This is a genomic window from Methylobacillus methanolivorans, from assembly GCF_054588515.1.
Map to the genome: position 1 here is coordinate 197,629 of NZ_BAAILT010000003.1, position 19,203 is coordinate 216,831.

At 51.0% G+C, this 19,203-nt stretch carries 15 protein-coding genes, 3 tRNA genes and 1 rRNA gene; 3 read left to right on the forward strand and 16 right to left on the reverse strand.

The genetic code is table 11. The annotated features are described in order from the left end of the window. Positions 1–7: 7 nt before the first annotated feature. The 5 genes from LG202_RS09835 to LG202_RS09855 form a co-directional block, all read right to left on the reverse strand. The gene (locus LG202_RS09835) at positions 8–1,711 is read right to left on the reverse strand and encodes a GspE/PulE family protein (protein WP_230348272.1); all 1,704 of its coding nucleotides are present in this window, start codon (positions 1,709–1,711) and stop codon (positions 8–10) included. A 73-nt stretch (positions 1,712–1,784) separates the two neighbouring features. After that, a complete protein-coding gene (locus LG202_RS09840; RefSeq protein ID WP_230348273.1) occupies positions 1,785–2,978 on the reverse strand; it encodes a tetratricopeptide repeat protein in 1,194 nt (397 codons plus the stop codon). Beyond that, positions 2,962–4,806: a pilus (MSHA type) biogenesis protein MshL gene (mshL, locus tag LG202_RS09845; protein WP_230348274.1), complete on the reverse strand. Its 1,845-nt coding sequence runs from the start codon at positions 4,804–4,806 to the stop codon at positions 2,962–2,964. The genes LG202_RS09840 and mshL overlap by 17 nt, the downstream gene beginning before the upstream one ends. Positions 4,807–4,905: 99 nt before the next feature. Next, on the reverse strand, positions 4,906–6,252 hold the full coding sequence (locus LG202_RS09850; RefSeq protein ID WP_230348275.1) for an ExeA family protein: 1,347 nt from the start codon (positions 6,250–6,252) through the stop codon (positions 4,906–4,908). After that, complete coding sequence (locus tag LG202_RS09855) at positions 6,252–7,703, reverse strand: sigma-54-dependent transcriptional regulator (RefSeq protein WP_230348276.1); 1,452 nt, start codon at positions 7,701–7,703, stop codon at positions 6,252–6,254. The genes LG202_RS09850 and LG202_RS09855 overlap by 1 nt, the downstream gene beginning before the upstream one ends. Before the next feature lie 174 nt (positions 7,704–7,877). Between LG202_RS09855 and LG202_RS09860 the strand changes: the two genes are divergently transcribed. Further along, positions 7,878–8,174 (forward strand): hypothetical protein, encoded by a 297-nt coding sequence (locus LG202_RS09860; protein ID WP_230348277.1) that lies wholly within the window; start codon positions 7,878–7,880, stop codon positions 8,172–8,174. A 69-nt stretch (positions 8,175–8,243) separates the two neighbouring features. Here the strand turns inward: LG202_RS09860 and LG202_RS09865 are convergent. The 3 genes from LG202_RS09865 to LG202_RS09875 all read right to left on the reverse strand — a co-directional run bounded on the left by LG202_RS09865 (position 8,244) and on the right by LG202_RS09875 (position 8,529). After that, positions 8,244–8,319: transfer RNA gene (locus LG202_RS09865), tRNA-His, on the reverse strand. 25 nt (positions 8,320–8,344) lie between these two features. After that, positions 8,345–8,421, reverse strand: a tRNA-Arg gene (locus LG202_RS09870). A 31-nt stretch (positions 8,422–8,452) separates the two neighbouring features. Further along, positions 8,453–8,529 (reverse strand) — tRNA-Pro (locus tag LG202_RS09875). Positions 8,530–8,611: 82 nt separating this feature from the next. Here LG202_RS09875 and folD point away from each other — a divergent pair. Together folD and dksA are read left to right on the forward strand one after the other, a co-directional pair. Then, positions 8,612–9,481 carry a bifunctional methylenetetrahydrofolate dehydrogenase/methenyltetrahydrofolate cyclohydrolase FolD gene (gene folD, locus LG202_RS09880; RefSeq protein WP_230348278.1) on the forward strand — a complete coding sequence of 290 codons (870 nt, stop codon included), beginning with the start codon at positions 8,612–8,614 and terminating at the stop codon, positions 9,479–9,481. Positions 9,482–9,610: 129 nt separating this feature from the next. Then, positions 9,611–10,033: an RNA polymerase-binding protein DksA gene (dksA, locus tag LG202_RS09885; protein WP_230348279.1), complete on the forward strand. Its 423-nt coding sequence runs from the start codon at positions 9,611–9,613 to the stop codon at positions 10,031–10,033. Between the two features lie 165 nt (positions 10,034–10,198). On the opposite strand, the gene pnp is transcribed toward dksA, so the two are convergent. The 8 genes from pnp to rrf all read right to left on the reverse strand — a co-directional run. Continuing rightward, on the reverse strand, positions 10,199–12,328 hold the full coding sequence (gene pnp, locus LG202_RS09890; RefSeq protein WP_230348280.1) for a polyribonucleotide nucleotidyltransferase: 2,130 nt from the start codon (positions 12,326–12,328) through the stop codon (positions 10,199–10,201). A gap of 91 nt (positions 12,329–12,419) precedes the next feature. Next, the gene (gene rpsO, locus LG202_RS09895) at positions 12,420–12,689 is read right to left on the reverse strand and encodes a 30S ribosomal protein S15 (protein ID WP_015829110.1); all 270 of its coding nucleotides are present in this window, start codon (positions 12,687–12,689) and stop codon (positions 12,420–12,422) included. A 228-nt stretch (positions 12,690–12,917) separates the two neighbouring features. Beyond that, positions 12,918–13,823 carry a tRNA pseudouridine(55) synthase TruB gene (truB, locus tag LG202_RS09900; protein WP_230348281.1) on the reverse strand — a complete coding sequence of 302 codons (906 nt, stop codon included), beginning with the start codon at positions 13,821–13,823 and terminating at the stop codon, positions 12,918–12,920. Between the two features lie 16 nt (positions 13,824–13,839). Continuing rightward, positions 13,840–14,214, reverse strand: coding sequence for a 30S ribosome-binding factor RbfA (rbfA, locus tag LG202_RS09905; protein WP_230348282.1), 375 nt, complete (start codon positions 14,212–14,214; stop codon positions 13,840–13,842). A 4-nt stretch (positions 14,215–14,218) separates the two neighbouring features. Then, positions 14,219–16,936: a translation initiation factor IF-2 gene (gene infB / locus LG202_RS09910; protein WP_230348283.1), complete on the reverse strand. Its 2,718-nt coding sequence runs from the start codon at positions 16,934–16,936 to the stop codon at positions 14,219–14,221. A gap of 70 nt (positions 16,937–17,006) precedes the next feature. Beyond that, the gene (gene nusA / locus LG202_RS09915; RefSeq protein ID WP_230348284.1) at positions 17,007–18,473 is read right to left on the reverse strand and encodes a transcription termination factor NusA; all 1,467 of its coding nucleotides are present in this window, start codon (positions 18,471–18,473) and stop codon (positions 17,007–17,009) included. 26 nt (positions 18,474–18,499) lie between these two features. Beyond that, positions 18,500–18,934 (reverse strand): ribosome maturation factor RimP, encoded by a 435-nt coding sequence (gene rimP, locus LG202_RS09920; protein WP_230348285.1) that lies wholly within the window; start codon positions 18,932–18,934, stop codon positions 18,500–18,502. Between the two features lie 159 nt (positions 18,935–19,093). Next, a 5S ribosomal RNA gene (rrf, locus tag LG202_RS09925) occupies positions 19,094–19,203 on the reverse strand; the annotation flags it as partial.

Genomic DNA, 19,203 nt, shown 5'->3' on the forward strand with positions numbered 1-19,203 from the left:
GCAGGCGTTAATTGATGCGACTGGTAAGATCAATCACCCGCATCACCTCGGACAAGCTGGTGTGTCCTTCGATAATGCGCCGGATGCCATCTTCTGCCAGCGTGACAAAGCCTTTTTTCAGGGCAAGGTCTCGCATTTCGTCAAAGTGCGCACGGCGCGCCACCAGTGCATCCATCTCGCTATCTACCCGCAACAACTCCATGATCGCCATGCGTCCACGATAACCGGCATAGCCGCATTGCTTGCACCCGATCGCTCGGTGGATGCGCAAATCTAGCCGGACATTCTTGCCCAGCAATTTGCGCTCGTCATCGTTAGGAGCATAAGCTTCCTTGCAATGGGGGCATAGCACCCGCACCAAGCGTTGCGCCACCACACCGATGATGTTCCCCGCCATGATGTCAGGCGAAATGCCAATATCAAGCAAACGCGGGAAAGTACCCAGTGCAGAATTGGTATGTAGCGTGGTGAAAACCTGGTGCCCGGTCATCGCGGCGCGAAACGCCATGGTGGCCGTGTCAGCATCACGCACCTCGCCAACGAGGATAATGTCTGGGTCCTGGCGCATGATGGAGCGGATGCCGTTGGCAAAATCCACCTTGTTCACTTCTGCCACCGAGGTCTGGCGCATCATGGTGACGGGATACTCCACCGGGTCTTCCAGGGTCATGATATTGACCCCCTCTGTATTGAGGAATGACAATAAGGAATATAGCGTCGTGGTCTTACCGCTGCCAGTCGGCCCGGTCACGATGACAATCCCTTCTGGCCGCGTCATCATGAGTTTCAATTCATCCAGTGCCTGATCGCGCAAGCCCATGCGCTCAAGTGGGATGATCGATTTTTCCCGATCAAGCACCCGCAGCACGATATTCTCGCCATGAATAGTGGGGTGGCTTGCAACACGAAAATCGATCGGCCTGCCTGAGAGATTCATGTTCAGGCGCCCATCTTGTGGAGAACGCGTCTCGGCGATATCCATGCCGCAGATCACCTTGAGGCGCACGGCGACACCGGGCCAATAGGTCTTGTGCAAGCTACGCACTTGCTGCAATACGCCATCGATGCGGTAGCGGATGCGCAAGAAAGCATATTCCGGCTCGAAATGGATATCCGAAGCCCCGCGCTTCACTGCATCCATGAGCAAGGCACCCACCAAGCGCACCACAGGCTGGGTGTATTCATCCCCGCCTGCCTGCAAACTCTGGTAGTCAATTTCCCCAGTTTCGATCTCGCGCAAGATGCCATCAACAGAAAGCTCGTAACCATAGAACTGGTCAATATAATCTTCAAGCTGGGCATCTGCCGCCAGCACCGGCTTCACCTGCACCTGTGAACCGACGGTGGCACGTAATTGATCCAGTGCTACCACGTTGAACATATCGGACATTGCCACCGTCAACTGACGCGTGTTGGCATCAAACGCCACGGGCAGGATATGATAACGGCGCGCAAAGCCTTCTTGCACCATCTTCAACGCCTCAGCATCTGCCACCACCGTGGAAAGGTCGATACTTTCCTGGCCTATGGTATGCGCCACCAGATCACGCACCATCGCCTCAGTAACAAAGCCAAGACGCACTAATTGGCGTCCCAGCGGGATATTGCTCTGCTCCTGCTCCATGAGGGCAATACGCAGCTGATCCTGACTGATCAGGCCTTGCTGCACCATGAGCTCTCCCAAGCGGAGCTTGCGACGTTGTTCTACCATGAATGAATCTTACATCCGTTATGTGTTGGCCCGGACACACCAGGCCGTGAGCATATCCTATGCACGGAAAGTGTTACTGAAGCTGGCGTATCCTGGCAGCCAACTGCGCCTGATTTACGCTGGGTGATTCCTTACCAGCCAGCAATGCCTGGGCTTGCTGATAATATTGCAATGCCAAGTTGGATTTACCCAATTGATCCAGGCTCACTGCCAAGTTGAAGGCATATTCAGGATTGGCCGCATCGAGATGATGCGCCTGGAAATAAGACTGCTGTGCCAACGGCCATTGCCCTTGCTCAGCATAATGATGTCCCAATGCAGCATGCAAGTAGGCTGCCTCTGGTTGTTGGGCAATAAGATTTTTGAGTCGAGTTTCATTGCTCAACGGATCAGCCAAGCCTTGCAAATCCAGCAATGCCGCCTGGGCAATGCCGTTACGCGGCTCGACTTGCAATACTTGTTGATACCAACTCACGGCATCCTGCTGGCGACCATGTCGTGCAGCAATAGCGGCCATGCCCAATAGCGCATCCACATTCCGTACATCAGCCTGCAATGCCTGTCGATATGCCTGCTGGGCAGCGGCATCATCACCAAGATTAAATGCTTGATAAGCTTCCAGCACATGCTGATTGACTGTAGCGACAGGTCGGTTACGCGTCACCTGAACTTGGCTGTTAGTCGTCGCCTGCGGCACCTCACCAAATACCTGGGGCAAAGGCTGCTGGATGATATTGGTACGCTGCTTGGAGCTGTCGACAGGAGTAATAGGAGCTGCCATCACCTCTGCCGGACTTGTGTTGCCATGTACCTCTTCACTAATATCAGGCTCAGCAACCGAATCCTGCCCAGCAACATTTGCGAGAGGTTCCAGGTTAGTGTCTGGTGCGGTATTCAACACTACCGGCCTGGGCACAATTACTTCCGGCTGGGTCAAGGAACTGACATACCAGAACACGCCACTGCCCACTAGCAACACTAGCAATAACAACAACAAACCTTGGGTAAATGGCGAGAGCAGCGTCTCTCGCTTAGCAGCACCAGACCTGGCAGCCAACAGCTGTGCTGCTGCGCGTTGTTGGGCGATGGATTCCTCAGAAGCATGACTGGATTTAGGACTGAGCGAAGATTGGGATTGACTGGCTTCGCCACCATGCACAGGCTCAGCCGGTGCAATATCCAGCAAAAACTCCTCAATCTCAGCCTTTTCCAAAGGCTGTTGTTTGGCTTGTTCCGCTTTCTGCAATGCGCTAATTAACAGACTCATTAATTAACCTTTGCAGTTGCTGGGCAGGCAAATATTGCTTATATGAATTAAGCTCGTCACTTTCCAGGCTGGCATTCTGCACCACGACTGGACGCAAGAAGATCACCAGCTCGGTCTTCACATTGAAATTGCTACGTGCAGTGAACAACTTACCCACTAATGGCACCTTGGCAATACCAGGCACCTTATCTGTTGCCTGCTGGATATTGTCTTGCATCAAACCACCCAGGACTGCCGTATCGCCACTATTCACCCGCAACACAGACTCGAACTCGCGCACCTGAATTTGCGGTATCTTACTTTCAATTCTAGTTGTCGTCGTACCGTTTGTTAACGTCAATTGCGGATTGGGATCATCGACATAACTCAGCACACGTGAAATGGTGGGGCGCACGTTGATATTCACCTGTCCGGCATCATTGATCTGCGGCGTGACACTCATCACCATGCCCACAGGCACCGTATTCGGTGTGGTCGTCACCGATTGTAAATTAGTTGAGCCTTGCCCAACACCTTGTGAGACCTGGGATTGAATCGTGAAGTACACCAGGTTATCCACCACCTTCATTACCGCAGTCTGGTTATTAAGCACCATCAATTTTGGACTGGAAAGTACTTTGGTATCGCCAAATCGTTGCAGCAAACGCAAGTTAAAATCCACGCTGCTGTTATCGCTAGAATAGCCAATACTGAAAGGTAGTGTTGTTCCTGCCGTACCCGCAATCCCGGCCGGCGTCAGCACTGTACTCAACCCCAATTGATTCGTCATGTTGAAGCCATTGCCCAGCTTGGTCCAATCAATACCAGCTTGGTAGGTGTCATTCAAAGTGACCTCAACAATGGAGGCCTCAATCAATACCTGCCGCTTGGCACTGCTCATGACCTTGTCGAGAAATTCCTGCACCTTTTCGTGCTGGCGATGAGTTGCTCGCACACTGACAATACCAGTTTCCGGGCTGGCAATCACAGTAGCGGCAAACAAGGTTTTATACTCGGTGCGCGCATCCTCGCGCTCTTGCGTTGTATTGCGGGAGGCAGATAGCTGCGCGGCAGCTCTATCCCCACCCTCGGGAACAGACGCTTCCGCAGATTGTTGTGAAGCTGCTGTACCACTACGGGTAATAATCACTTCCTTGTCGGTTTCCGCCAGAATGTCTTTCAGATTCTGGATCAGGGTTTCCCAGAAATGGTTGGTAGCCAGGCTATTCACTGCGGTACGCGAACTATTGGCGGCTCCCGTGCCTGAGCTAGAAGAGGTGCTAGAGCTAGACGTCCCTCCTGCCCCGCTGGTCGTAGATGCGCTCCGTCCTGTACTTGCAATCTCCGCTGCCGCACCGATAAAGCCTGTGGTATCGCGCGACATGTTCACATAATCCACCTTGTAACTGCGCAACACTGGCATATCTGGCGTAATGCTCAGCACGTTGCCATCTACACGGTAGGTTAAATCAACTTGCTTGGCGAGACGCTCCAGAATTGCAGGCAGGGTTTGATCAACGGCATTCAGCGTGGCCCGCCCCTGGATGGCAGGATGAATATCAATATTGAGCTTGCTCTCGCGCGCGAGCGCAAAAAGAATTTCCTTAACCGGCACATCATTGACCACTACGCTGTAAGTCTGCTCTTTGGCCCTGGGTTTGGGTGGCGGCAGGTAGCTACTACTTTTGACTGGCTTGGGAATTTCGGCTGGCTGAATAGATTTGGTTGATGACGTTTCGTCGATGTGCCCGGTGGAAGGAGAAACGGTAGATTGATGGGCGCAACTTGTCAGGCCAAGCAGACATGGCAGTAGCAGAATGCTGGCAACTTTTGGCAATTGGCCGGACAAAACGTATCCCCTCTACTGATCATGTTGATATTCCGGGATTTATCCCACAATCAGTACATGTTTGCAAATGAAGATCACAACCAGATAATTGTGATCAAGTTATTGATGCTGCAACAGTTCTTCCCTAACACCTGCAATCGTTCGCAAATGTGCCCCTGTTTGTAATGCTGCTGGCAACGACTGTAGCTCAGTCAGTGCATCCTGGCGGCTTTTGTATGCGCCATACAATATGATAACGCTGGCTTTGTCACCAACTTTAGCCTGCACGGCATGAAGATTATCAAGCACCAGTTGTGCCACCATCGGCCGGAGTTCGTGATCCAGTGCACTGCCTGCCGCATGGTATGCCAGTTGTATGGTGATATATTCGTGCGGAATGCTGCCCAGCCAGGCTAATGAAGCCTCTCCACGCTGTTCTATCTCTTGCATGACGTCTGCGTCTGGCTCAGCGAGTTTGCTTGCGTGTTCCAGCAAGGGCTGCACTGCCTCGACTGGCTCCTGCCGCAACTGAGCATTCATCATAGACGGCCAGGGTAGCGCTCCCTGACTCCAGGCATAAGCCACCACGCCAGTGATCACAAAAAATACTCCGAACCACGCAAACCCTACCCAGCGTCTTGCCGGCCGTGTTATCTCTTGAGCAAACTCGCTATCCCGTATTGCAGCAGCAACATGTCGTGGCGTAACCTGGTAAGTATTCGCGGCAAATGCTGCCAACAAGGATTTATCCGCCAGGATATTCACCCGTCGCACCAAACCCTGCGCCATCGTAGCCAATTGCTTGATTGCCCGCTTGGTAAATAATGGCGGCCCGAAATACCCTGCTGCACGCAGACGGAACATCAGGTACTCCGCAATTTCATCATTGCTCAGCGGACCAAGATAAAAGCTATGGGTAATGCGCTCCTTGAGCTGGCGGATTTCGCGCTGGTTCAAGTTGTCATCCAGCTCGGGCTGGCCAAATAACACGATTTGCAGCAACTTGTGGTGACGAGTTTCCAGATTGGTCAACAGGCGGATTTCTTCCAGCGTCGCCAGCGGCATACCTTGAGCCTCTTCCACGAATACCACCACCTGGCGTTTGGCTTCGTGCTTTTCCAGCAACACCTGTTGCAAGCGTTGCATAACCTCCAACCGACTCAAACCAGAAGGCAGATCAAGCCGTAACTCCAATGCAATAGCGTGCAGCACGTCTTCTGGTGCCATACTCGGATTAGCAAGGTAGACATTATCCACATGCTCCGGCAACTGCATTTGCAGCATGCGGCACAGCATGGTCTTGCCACTACCCACTTCGCCAACAACTTTGACAATCCCCTCACCGTGCAAGATGGCATAGCGCAATGCGTCCAGCACTGCACCACGATTGCCGCCAGAAAAGAAAAAGTCAGTATTGGGTGTTATCTTGAATGGAGGCTCTTTCAGGCCAAAATGGGCGTAATACACTATTCGCCTTTGTAGTCCTGCTGCAGCTGGATGCGGCTATAGAGCGTGGTACGGTTGATACCCAGCAGCTTGGCCGCCTGGCTCAGGTTGCCATGGGTAATTCTCATCGCCGCGTCAACATACGCCCGCTCCCAGGATTTGAGCACTTGGTCCAAATTAACATTGGCCTGCGTTTGCAAATGCTTATGTGCCTGGCTTGCCATGGCAGCTTCATCGGTCAAAAGTGGTGCATCAGCACCATTTGCAGCGGCCTGGCCAAGTCCCGTATGCATCAAGTCCAACTCGGCTGCCAATTGTGCATCTGTCACAAGCTGACCAGCATATTTAGCCACCAGGCGGATAATAATATTGCGCAGCTCACGCACATTACCTGGGAAGTGATAGCCCAGCCACCGCTGCTTGGCCTGGTCATCAAGCGCAAAAGTCTTCTGCCCGGTTTCACGTGCATAAAATTGGTTGAAATGATCTAGCAAGACGTAGCGATCCTGCTCTAGGTCTCGCAATGGCGGAACCCGTACGGAAAACACACTCAGGCGGTGATAAAGATCAATGCGAAAATTGCCTGCACGCACTTCTTCCCGCAAGTCACGATTTGTCGCTGCGACAATACGCGCCCGACTACGACGAGACTGGGTCTCACCAATGCGCTGATACTCACCGTTTTCCAACACCCTGAGCAACTTGGCTTGAAGCTCTAACGGTAATTCGCCAATTTCATCCAGGAATAAAGTACCCTCACCCGCATCCTCAAAATAGCCACTATGTGCATTGGCCGCCCCGGTAAAGGAGCCTTTGCCATGCCCAAACAAGATAGATTCAGCCAGATTCGGGGAAATAGCCGCACAATTAAGAGAGAGATAGGGTTGTTGTGAGCGCCGACTGAGTCGATGCAGGCAACTAGCAACCAATTCCTTGCCACTACCTGACTCCCCTTCAATCAACACCGGAAAAGGCGCATCGGCAAACTGGGTAATCTGTGTACGCAATGTTTGCATCGGCAGGCTGATGCCGAGTAAACCGCCGCCCTCTTCTGCATTAACCGTTTCACCGAGCTCAGCATCCTGTAACTTGAGTGCGTTGTGCAGCAATTGCCGTAAACGCTCAACATCACAAGGCTTGGGAATAAAGTCCACTGCACCCAACGCCAAGGCATGCTTGACGTTGGCCTCTTCATTCTGGCCGGACAATACCAGAATTTTCATGGTGGGTGCATGAGCTAATAGCTCCCCAATCACCTTGAAGCCCTCATCCGGCTTGTGGGGTACCGGCGGCAAGCCGAGATCGACCAGCGCCAATGGTGGCGGGCTTTCCAGTTGGCGCAATAAGCTCCTTGCTTGCATGCGCGATTCGGCAACATACACCTCAAAATCCTTGCCAAGCAGGAAATGTAAGGTATCAGTGATTAGGGGATCATCATCGATAATGATCAATGCAGGTAGCTGTGCCACCATCAGAAAGGCTTTCTGCGAATCATATGGGGGGAATAATGAGTACAAAGCATGACGTTACTATAAGCACATCGCCACAATCACACAAGACAAGCCCTGAAAGCTGCCAGCCTTGATAAATCAGGAAGTCGCGTAGGATTTCATAGATAATATCGGCACAATTTTCAGGAGCCCATTATGTCTTTAGACGAACGTGCAATTAATACCCTCAATGAATACTTTCCATCCATCGCGCAAATTGCCTTGGATCATACTTACGAAGTGGTGACCGAAGAAACCAGCTTTGCAGAATTCATGGAGTCACTGCTCAACAAGATCAACCAATATGCAGCAGAGCACGTGGCAACTGAAGTTCTAGGGCTGTCATCCCGAAAGATCGAAACCATCAACGATGGCACAGGCATCAGCGTAGACGATATACAAGACCTTATCGATACCGCAGGAGATGATGATGAAGACTATGATGCATACTAACTAAGTATCAGCATACTGGGCTTGAGGTGATGGCCTCAAGCTGAAGAGCTTATATTTTTTGATGGGGAATGGGGTGGCTGATGGGGCTCGAACCCACGACAACTGGAATCACAATCCAGGGCTCTACCAACTGAGCTACAGCCACCATTGAAACTGAATAACCAGTGTCATGGCCTGCCCGACAGGAATCGAACCTGTAACCCCCAGCTTAGAAGGCTGGTGCTCTATCCGGTTGAGCTACGGGCAGATTGTCGGGCAATCTAGACTTACTACAAAACTGGTCGGGGTGGAGAGATTCGAACTCCCGACATCCTGGTCCCAAACCAGGCGCGCTACCAGGCTACGCTACACCCCGAGGGCGAGAAATATAGCGCACTCTAGCGGGAAGGTCAAACTGATTCTGCTAAAATGTCGCATTATTTTTGAAAAAACTTGTCATGACCGCCAACATCATCAACGGAAAATCCATCGCTGAAGTCACGCTTTCCGAAACAAAATCCTTAATAGACAATCGCTTGGAAAAAGGATTGCGTGCGCCGACCTTGGCCGTGATCCTGCTTGGCGCTGACCCTGCTTCTGCTATCTATGTGCGCAATAAAAGACTCGCTTGCGAGAAAACCGGCATTCGTTCCCTGGCTTATGATTTGCCTAGCACCACCAGTGAAGCTGAATTACTCGCGCTGATTCAGCAACTCAATGAGGATGAAACAGTGGATGGCATCTTGGTGCAGTCTCCCGTGCCTGCGCATATAGAAGAAAAAAAAATCATCGAAACAATTAGCGCGGCCAAAGATGTGGACGGCTTTCACCCTTACAACATTGGCAGGCTGGCGGTGCGTCAACCGACATTGCGCTCATGCACACCTTACGGCGTCATCAAGCTTCTGCAATCAACTGGCATCAAACTACTTGGGCTGGACGCGGTTGTCGTTGGGGTATCCAATCACGTGGGCCGGCCAATGGCCCTAGAGCTGTTGCTAGCCGGCTGCACCGTGACCAGCTGTCACCGTCACACCAAAGATCTGCAAGCGAATGTTGCGCGAGCGGACATTGTGGTAGCCGCTGTTGGGAAGCCACACCTGATCAAAGGCGAATGGATCAAGCCCGGGGCAATCGTCGTGGATATCGGTATCAATCGCCTAGCGGATGGCAGCTTGTGTGGCGATATTGAGTTTGAAACCGCAAAAACGCGTGCAGCATGGATCACACCCGTTCCAGGCGGAGTAGGCCCCATGACCGTTGCCACGTTAATGCAGAACACGCTGGCAGCACTGGAATTGCGCGAATCTGGCCTCACTTCCATTTAATTGTCGAACCAACGGCTTGATTTGAGTTGAAGCCTTGGGGCACAAGGCTTTTGCATCACTGAATTATTCAGTGTACACTTGCGCCTGCTTTATTTTTCTGTTAATCGAAAGTTAACTCTTAAGGCGCACATGGCTGAAGCAATTACAAGACAATTTGTTCCTTACCAACCCAAGGCTGGCGAGGAATACATGAATGATAAGCAACGTGATCATTTCCGGAAAATCTTGAATGACTGGAAAGCAGAGCTTAGTCATGACATTGACCGCACAGTGCATACCATGCAGGACGAAGTCACCATGTTTGCCGACCCAAATGATAGGGCAAGCCAGGAATCTGACATGGCGCTGGAACTGCGTAACCGCGACCGCGAGCGCAAGCTGATCAAGAAGATTGATGAAACTCTCAACAAGATCAATGAAGGTGAATACGGTTATTGCAATGGTTGCGGTATCGAAATCGGGTTAAAGCGACTAGAAGCACGCCCCACAGCAACACTTTGCATCGACTGCAAAACGCTGGATGAAATTCGCGAAAAACAAGTCGCAAAGTAATTTCACTGCCATTCATTCAATAAAAAGCCCATCCATTTTCATGGTGATGGGCTTTTTACATGCTCGACTCTTGAGCATATCTTCACAGCAACAAATCTGATGTTGTGAACACAAATAAAAAAGCCGGTTTCAAACCGGCTTTTTTATTGAGCTAACGCAACCAGATTACTGTTGGTCAGTAACTGTTGCTGAAGAGTCTTCTGCAGCAGGCGCTTCAATCAAAGCTTTAGCACTCAGGCGCACACGACCCTTGTCATCCACTTCCAACACCTTGACCTTGACCACTTGACCTTCCTTCAGGAAGTCAGCTACAGCATTCACGCGCTGATGGGCAATTTGGGAAATATGCAGCAGGCCATCCTTACCTGGCAACAAGGAAACAATCGCACCGAAATCCAGCAACTTAAGCACAGTACCGTCATAGACCTGGCCTACTTCCACTTCAGCAGTGATAACTTCGATACGCTTCTTGGCTTCTTCACCAGCTTCTGCACTGGTGCAACCAATCTTGATCGTGCCATCTTCTTCAATATCGATCGTTGTTCCAGTTTCTTCGGTCAGCGCACGAATCACCGCACCGCCCTTACCGATGACGTCACGAATCTTCTCAGGATTGATCTTCATGGTAATAATACGTGGCGCAAATGCGGACAACTCCTGCGGCTGCTCACCAACCGCTTCCTTCATCAAGCCGAGGATATGCATACGGCCTTCCTTGGCTTGCGACAGGGCAACACGCATAATTTCTGCAGTGATACCAGTAATTTTGATGTCCATTTGCAACGCAGTGATACCGGCTTCAGTACCTGCCACCTTAAAATCCATATCGCCGAGGTGATCTTCATCGCCCAGGATGTCGGTCAAGACGGCAACACGGTTACCTTCCTTGATCAGCCCCATGGCAATACCAGCCACTTGCGCCTTCAACGGCACGCCTGCATCCAGCAAGGATAGGCAGCCACCACAGACGGACGCCATCGAGCTGGAACCATTGGACTCAGTAATTTCAGACACAACACGTACGGTATAGCCAAACTCTTCCTGGCTTGGCAATACTGCCAGCAGTGCGCGCTTGGCCAAGCGACCATGCCCGATTTCACGACGCTTAGGTGTACCAACACGACCAGTTTCGCCAGTAGCGTACGGAGGCATGTTGTAATGCAGCATAAAACGATCTGCATATTCACCCTGCAAAGCATCAATGATCTGCTCGTCACGACCTGTACCCAATGTGGCCACGACCAGCGCCTGGGTTTCACCACGAGTGAACAGGGCGGAACCGTGGGTGCGTGGCAGTACGCCAGTGCGAATGCTAATTGGACGCACAGTGCGCGTATCACGACCATCAATACGTGGTTCGCCATTCAGAATCTGAGTACGCACAACCTTGGCTTCCAGGTTGAACAAGGCACCCTTGATTTCGTTAGCTTCAGCAGTAGAGGTTTCTTCTGTAATCAATTCGCCCAACACACGGCTCTTGATTTCATCCAGCTTGCCGGAACGTGCACCCTTGGACTTGATCTTGTACGCTTCGTTGATGTCGGCGCCAGCCAGAGCCTCGACCTTGGAGATCAAGTCGGTATTAGGCTCCGGAGGAGCCCAATCCCAAGGCTCCTTGCCAACTTCGGCTGCCATTTCGTTAATAGCATTGATCACAGCCTGCATTTGCTCATGACCGTAAACGACGGAGCCCAACATGACGTCTTCTGGCAACTCCTTGGCTTCAGATTCAACCATCAACACAGCGCTGTCAGTGGCAGCTACCACGAGATCAAGCGCGGTTTCCTTCAACTGGGAAGCTGTCGGGTTCAATACATATTCGCCATTGATGTAACCAACACGTGCGGCACCAATCGGGCCATAGAATGGAATACCGGAAATCGCCAACGCAGCGGAAGCACCAATGATTGCTGGAATATCCGCATCAATTTCAGGGTCGGAAGACATCACGGTCGCCACCACTTGCACTTCGTTGTAGAAGGCTTCAGGGAATAGTGGGCGCAATGGGCGGTCGATCAGACGGGAAGTCAGTGTTTCCTTTTCAGAGGGACGACCTTCACGCTTAAAGAAACCACCTGGGATCTTGCCGGCAGCGTAGGTTTTTTCCTGGTAATCCACAGTCAATGGGAAGAAGTCTTGACCAGCCTTCACTTCACGTTTGCCCACTACACTCACCAGCACTACGGTATCACCATAGCTGACCATCACGGCGCCATCAGCCTGGCGTGCAATTTCTCCGGTTTCAAGTGTCAGCTCATGCTGACCATAGGTAATCGTTTTCTTGATTGCCGTCACAATATTTGTCCTTTAATAAAAAAATAAGCCGATAAGCATTGCGTCTCCGCTTTGCTTTCGGCTTATTTATGAGTTCACAAGTGCGCGATGATTACTTACGCAGACCCAAGCGCTCGATCAATGTACGATAGCGATCAGCATTCTTACGCTTGAGGTAGTCCAGCAGTTTACGACGCTGACTTACCAACTTCAGCAGACCACGACGGGAGTGGTGATCCTTGGCATTGCTTTTGAAATGCTCGGTCAAATAAGTAATACGGGCGCTAAGAAGTGCAACTTGAACTTCTGGGCTACCTGTATCGTTCGGAGCTTGTTGGAAATCAGCAACAATCTTTGCTGTTTCTTGAACTGTAATTGCCATAACTTAATCCTAATGTTGTGAGATGTGTTGTGCGTCAATGCAAATGCAGGAACATCTAGCCCGCTAGAGCATTCATTTACAATCAACTTTTTATTATATCGCTAATTACCGCTAAGTTCAATAAACCAGTGATTTGATCGTTTGAATGGACGAGTGCTTGCTGATGACTAAAACCAGGATGCCGGACTTACCGAAAAGGTAGGCATACAAATGGGCTGAATGAAGGCCTTACAAGACCTGGCGGAGTAAACGCTTTGGGGCGATAGAACCACGTGAGGTTTGTTCACCTATGCCAAGAAAAACTCCTTGCGGCGAATACAGTCTGAACATACCTTCAATATTTAGGCCAGACTTCCACACTTCTTGACCGCGTAATAAATAAAATACGCTATCGTCGTCGATACTGACTTGTGGCAAATCTTTAATCGAGGCGTCCGCTCCCAACAGGGTTGCATCCCGCTGCTCTAACGACATTTGCTCAAGCTGTTCTATCGTAACAGCCTCGCTCAGATCAAAATGGGCTGTTGTGAGGCGACGCAAACCACCCAAATGTGCCCCGCACCCCAGCAAGTTACCAATGTCTTCTGCCAGCGTCCGGATGTAAGTACCCTTGCTGCACGACACCACCATCTCAAACTGCTGACCATCAAACCGCTCAAGGGTGATGGCATGAATAGTCACAGGCCTAGGCTCTCGAGCGATTTCCACCCCATCTCTGGCATATTCGTAAAGAGCCTTACCACCATGCTTCAAGGCAGAATACATAGGTGGCACTTGCAAGATATCTCCGACCATTTTTTTCAGTGCCGCTTCCAGCTCAGGCTGGGTTGTGTTGACAGGTAGCCGCTGCAACACTTCACCTTCAGCATCACCGGTCGTTGTGGTGCTGCCCAAAGTCACCAATGCGCGGTAACTTTTGTCAGCATCTAATAAAAAATGGGAAAACTTGGTGGCTTCGCCAAGGCAAATGGGCAATAAACCGCTCGCCAATGGATCCAGGCTACCGGTATGACCAGCTTTGGCGGCTTGATACAGCCGCTTGACTATCTGTAGTGCTTGGTTGGAAGAAATGCCGAGTGGCTTGTCCAGCAATAGCACGCCATCGATATTGCGCTTGATCCGTCTGAATTGCACAGCGTGACCGTTTTGCTTAGACAGACTCGTCGTCTTGATCCGGCTCGGCAGGAGGCAAGACCTCATCGATCAACTTGGCAATGTACATGCCACGATCAATAGAAGCATCGTAACTGAAATGCAGTTGCGGTACCGTTCTCAACAACAGGCGTTTGGCCAACTGGCTACGTAGAAAGCCTGCAGTTTTTTCCAGGCCTTTTTGCAACTCAGGCGTACCTTGCGGTGCAGTGTAATAGATCTTGGCATGCGCCATGTCGCCACTCACCTCAACTTCAGTCACCGTCACCATGGAGGACACTCTGGGATCTTTTACTTCGAATTGCAGCAGATCAGCGAGTTCTCGCTGAATCTGCTCGGCAACACGATCGCTTCTGGAAAATTCCTTGGCCATACGCTTAAAGTGTTCTCGCTACTTCGACGACTTCAAACACTTCCAGAATATCGCCTATCTCAATTTCGTTGTAATTCTTCAAGGATAAACCGCATTCGAAGTTAGATTTCACTTCCTTGACGTCATCCTTGAAGCGCTTGAGCGAATCAAGATCACCAGTGTGGATCACAACATTATCGCGAATCAGGCGGATCTTGGAGTTACGGCGGATGACACCATCCTGCACGTAGCAACCAGCAACAGAGCCAACCTTGGAGATACGGAATACTTCACGAATCTCGACGGTACCGATCACGCTTTCCTTCTGCTCTGGCGACAGCATGCCACCCAATGCAGCCTTCACCTCATCGACTGCTTCGTAAATGATGTTGTAGTAACGTACATCAACACCGGAACTGTCGATCAGCTTGCGAGCACCGGCATCTCCACGCACGTTGAAGCCAATCAACACGGCCTTGGATGCAGCCGCCAAGTTAACATCAGACTCACTGATCGCACCTACGCCAGTATGGATGATGTTGACCTTGACCTCATCGGTGGACAACTTCTGCAAGGAAGTCGACAGCGCTTCATAAGAGCCCTGGACATCGGACTTAATAATCAGCGGCAAGACCTTGACCTCGCCTTCGCCCATTTGCTCGAACATGCTTTCCAGCTTCGCAGCTTGCTGCTTCGCCAGCTTCACGTCGCGGAACTTGCCTTGACGGAACAAGGCAATTTCACGTGCCTTGCGCTCATCATTAAGCACAATGACTTCTTCACCAGCACTCGGCACATCTGAAAGACCAAGAATTTCAACCGGAATAGAAGGGCCGGCCTCTTTCACATCCTGTCCAGATTCATCCAGCATGGCACGCACACGACCATAGGCCGTACCCGCCAAGATCATATCGCCACGTTGCAATGTACCTGCTTGCACCAAAATAGTGGACACTGGACCACGGCCCTTGTCCAGTCGACCTTCGATCACCAGGCCCTTGGCAGGGATATTCTTTGGCGCCTTGAGTTCAAGCACTTCAGCTTGCAACAATACAGCTTCCAGCAGGTTATCGATGCCAAGACCAGTTTTCGCAGATACCTCTACGAACATGGTGTCGCCACCCCAGTCTTCAGGCACAACTTCATGACTCACCAACTCCTGCTTTACCCGCTCTGGATTGGCTTCAGACTTATCAATCTTGTTGACAGCCACCACCAGTGGCACTCCGGCCGCTTTGGCGTGGTGTACGGCTTCGATCGTTTGCGGCATCACGCCGTCATCGGCAGCCACCACCAGGATCACAACGTCAGTCGCCTTGGCTCCTCGTGCACGCATGGCGGTAAACGCCTCGTGACCGGGAGTATCCAGGAAAGTCACCATGCCACGCGGTGTTTCAACGTGGTAAGCACCAATGTGCTGGGTAATCCCGCCAGCTTCAGCCGAAGCCACACGACTGCGGCGAATGTAATCGAGCAAGGAAGTCTTACCATGGTCCACGTGGCCCATCACGGTCACCACCGGTGGACGCGACTCCTGCACCGCTTCTGCATGATCTGATTCATCGAGGAAAGTTTCAGGATCATTGGAGGCCGCCGCCTTGGCGTTATGGCCCATTTCCTCAACAATGATAATGGCGGTTTCCTGATCAAGCACTTGGTTGATCGTCACCATCATGCCCATCTTCATCAGGGTCTTGATGACTTCACTGGCCTTAACCGCCATCTTGTGAGCAAGATCGCCAACCGTGATGGTTTCTGGCACCAATACATCATGCACAATCGGCTCTGTTGGCGCATTAAATGCGTGTTGTTGGCTTTCATTGCCTTTGGACTTGGACTTACCTTTCTGCGCACGCCAGCCTTGGCCTGCAGCTCCAGCATCTCCGCGGGTTTTTACGGCACCACGCTTCTTGCCATCATTATCATTCCAATCCTTGCCACCACTCTTACCTGGCTTCTTAGCATTCTTGTCATCAGCTTTAGGCGCTTCTTTCGCTGCGGGCTTATGCAATGTACCTTCAGACAGCTTACTCGCAGCGGCTTCAGCAGCACGCTTGGCTTCTTCTTGACGACGCTGCGCCAACTCTTGCTTTTTACGCAGCTCTTCAGCCTGAATCGCCATCAGAGCAGCCTGACGCTTGGCTTCACGCTCACGCAATGCCAACTCCTCAGCTCCCAGCAGCTCTTTGGCTGTCAAGCGCGGACGCGCTTCCTCTGCGGACTTTTCTTCGACATTAACTGCTGCCACCTCTATCACTTCAGGCTCTGGCTCAACGACGGGAGCCGGTTCTGGTTCTGGCTCAGCTTGCACGACGACTGGCTCCGGCTCAGGAGCTACTTCGACAACAGGCTCGGGTACAACCTCGACCACTGGGGCTTCCACCACTACCTCTTCAAGCACTGGCGCTTCAAGAATAGCGTCTTCTTCGGCCACTGCTTCAGATGGGTCGCGCCGCACAAGCACACGCTTTTTGCGAACCTCCACCTGGATAGTACGTGCCTTACCGCTGCTATCAGATTTTTTGATTTCAGTAACTTGTTTACGGGTCAGCGTAATCTTATTCTTAGGCTCTTGTGCACCGTGCTCCTTGCGCAAATATTCCAGCAAAGAGGTTTTATCCTGCTCAGTGAGGGTGTCGTCATACGCAGCCTTGCTGACACCTGCACTTTTTAATTGCTCCAGAAGCAGTTCAGCTGGCAACCCCAACTCACTGGCAAACTGTGCTACGCTCGATTGTCCCATTCAGTTACTCCAATCTCTTTCACTTGCACTGTCAGCCAGTGCATTTCTTTTAGCTACGCTCTCTATCGCCTTAAGCAAACCAGGGCGCACGCGCAGTCATAATCAATTGCTTGGCACGCTCGACATCCATGCCGGTCAGCTCAACCAAGTCATCCACTGCGAGGTCTGCGAGATCGTCCATCGTAGCCACGCCCTTGCCTGCCAAGGTACGAGCAGTCGCATCATCCATGCCTTCCATATGCAGCAAGTCCTCAGACGCCTCACCCACCTTCTCTTCCTTGGCAATCGCTTCAGTCAACAAGGCCGCACGTGCACGCTTACGCAACTCATTGATGGTATCTTCATCAAAAGCTTCAATTTCGCTCATTTCAGCCAGAGGCACGTAAGCAATTTCTTCAAGAGTACTAAAACCCTCTTGCACCAGAATATCGGCTACTTCTTCATCCACATCCAGCTTATCGACAAACAATTGCAAGATGTTGCTATGTTCTTCTTCGTTCTTCTTGGCGGCTTCTTCTTCGGTCAGGATATTTAATGTCCAGCCCGTCAATTCGGAAGCCAGACGCACATTCTGACCATTACGACCAATCGCCTGCGCCAATTGCTCTTCATCTACGATAACATCCATGCTGTGGGCATCTTCATCCACCACAATGCCGGATACCTCTGCAGGCGCCATGGCATTAATGACAAACTGGGCGGGCTCCATCGACCACAATACGATATCGACACGCTCGCCGGCCAATTCGCCAGTCACGGCTTGTACACGTGAACCGCGCATACCAACGCAAGTACCGACTGGATCCAGGCGCTGATCATTGGACTTCACTGCAATCTTGGAACGCAAACCAGGGTCACGAGCGGCCGACTTGATTTCAAGCAGCCCCTCTTCAATCTCAGGCACTTCCAGCTCGAACAATTTGACCAGAAACTCTGGCGCAATGCGCGAGAGAATTAACTGAGGGCCACGACCACCACGCTCAATGCGAGAAAGGTAAGCGCGCACACGATCGCCCACACGCAAATTCTCCTTTGGAATCATTTGCTCACGCGGCAACATTGACTCCAAACGACCTACCTCAATGATTGCATTACCCTTTTCCATACGCTTGATGACACCAGTCACCAAATGCTCTTTACGTGCAAGGAAGTCATCCAGAATCTGCTCACGTTCAGCTTCACGCACCTTTTGCAAGATGACCTGCTTAGCAGCCTGCGCACCAATACGACCAAACTCTACAGACTCAAGTGGTTCTTCAATATAATCACCCAATGCCAGACCTTGAGCGCGCTCGTCCTCTAGCGTAATTTGCGCATCAGGATTTTCCAGCTCCTCGTCTTCAACCACTTGCCAGCGACGGAATGAATTATATTCCCCGTTATCACGGTTGATTTCCACGCGTACATCAGCATCTTCAGTGAAGCGTTTTTTGGTAGCCGAGGCCAGTGCCAATTCCAATGCCGTAAAAATAACGGTTTTAGCCACATTTTTTTCATGGGCCAATGCATCGACCAATAACAATATTTCGCGACTCATTTCAATCTCCGCCAAAAAATTGGTGCTTAGAACTCAGGGGACAATCTTGCTTTATCAATGTTGGAAAATGGCACGCGCTGTTCCACGCCCTCACATTCCAATACAAGATAGTCTTGGTCCACGCCACGCAATATGCCTAAAAAATTCTTCCGGCCTTCAACAGGCACGCGCAATTTCACTTGGGCACGCTCGCCCACAAACCTCACAAAATCAGACTCTTTCTTCAAAGCCCGATCCAAGCCAGGAGAAGATACCTCCAGCCTGTCGTAATCAATATCATGCTCTACAGCCAATAAATTGCTTAAGTGATTACTCACCAAAACGCAGTCATCAATATTGATACCTTCCGGCTTATCAATAAATAAGCGGATCAATTTTCCACGATTGGACAACTCCATATCGACCAACTCATACCCAAGCTGATCAAGAGACTTTTCCAACAATGTGTTTAAATCCTGCATAGCAAACCTTATTGCCTGATTCTACAAATAAAAAATGGGCTCAACGCCCATCCCCAATGATCACTATTATAGCAATCCGTCATGCATAACACAAAAACAAAAGCCCTCTTGTAGAGGGCCGTTGTCGTCATCCAGATGAAATCTGGATGTTAAATAAAAGCCTGGCGGTGACCTACTTTCGCATACGAGAAGTATACTATCATTGGCGCGGAATCGTTTCACGGCCCTGTTCGAGATGGGAAGGGGTGGTTCCAATTCGCTATGGCCGC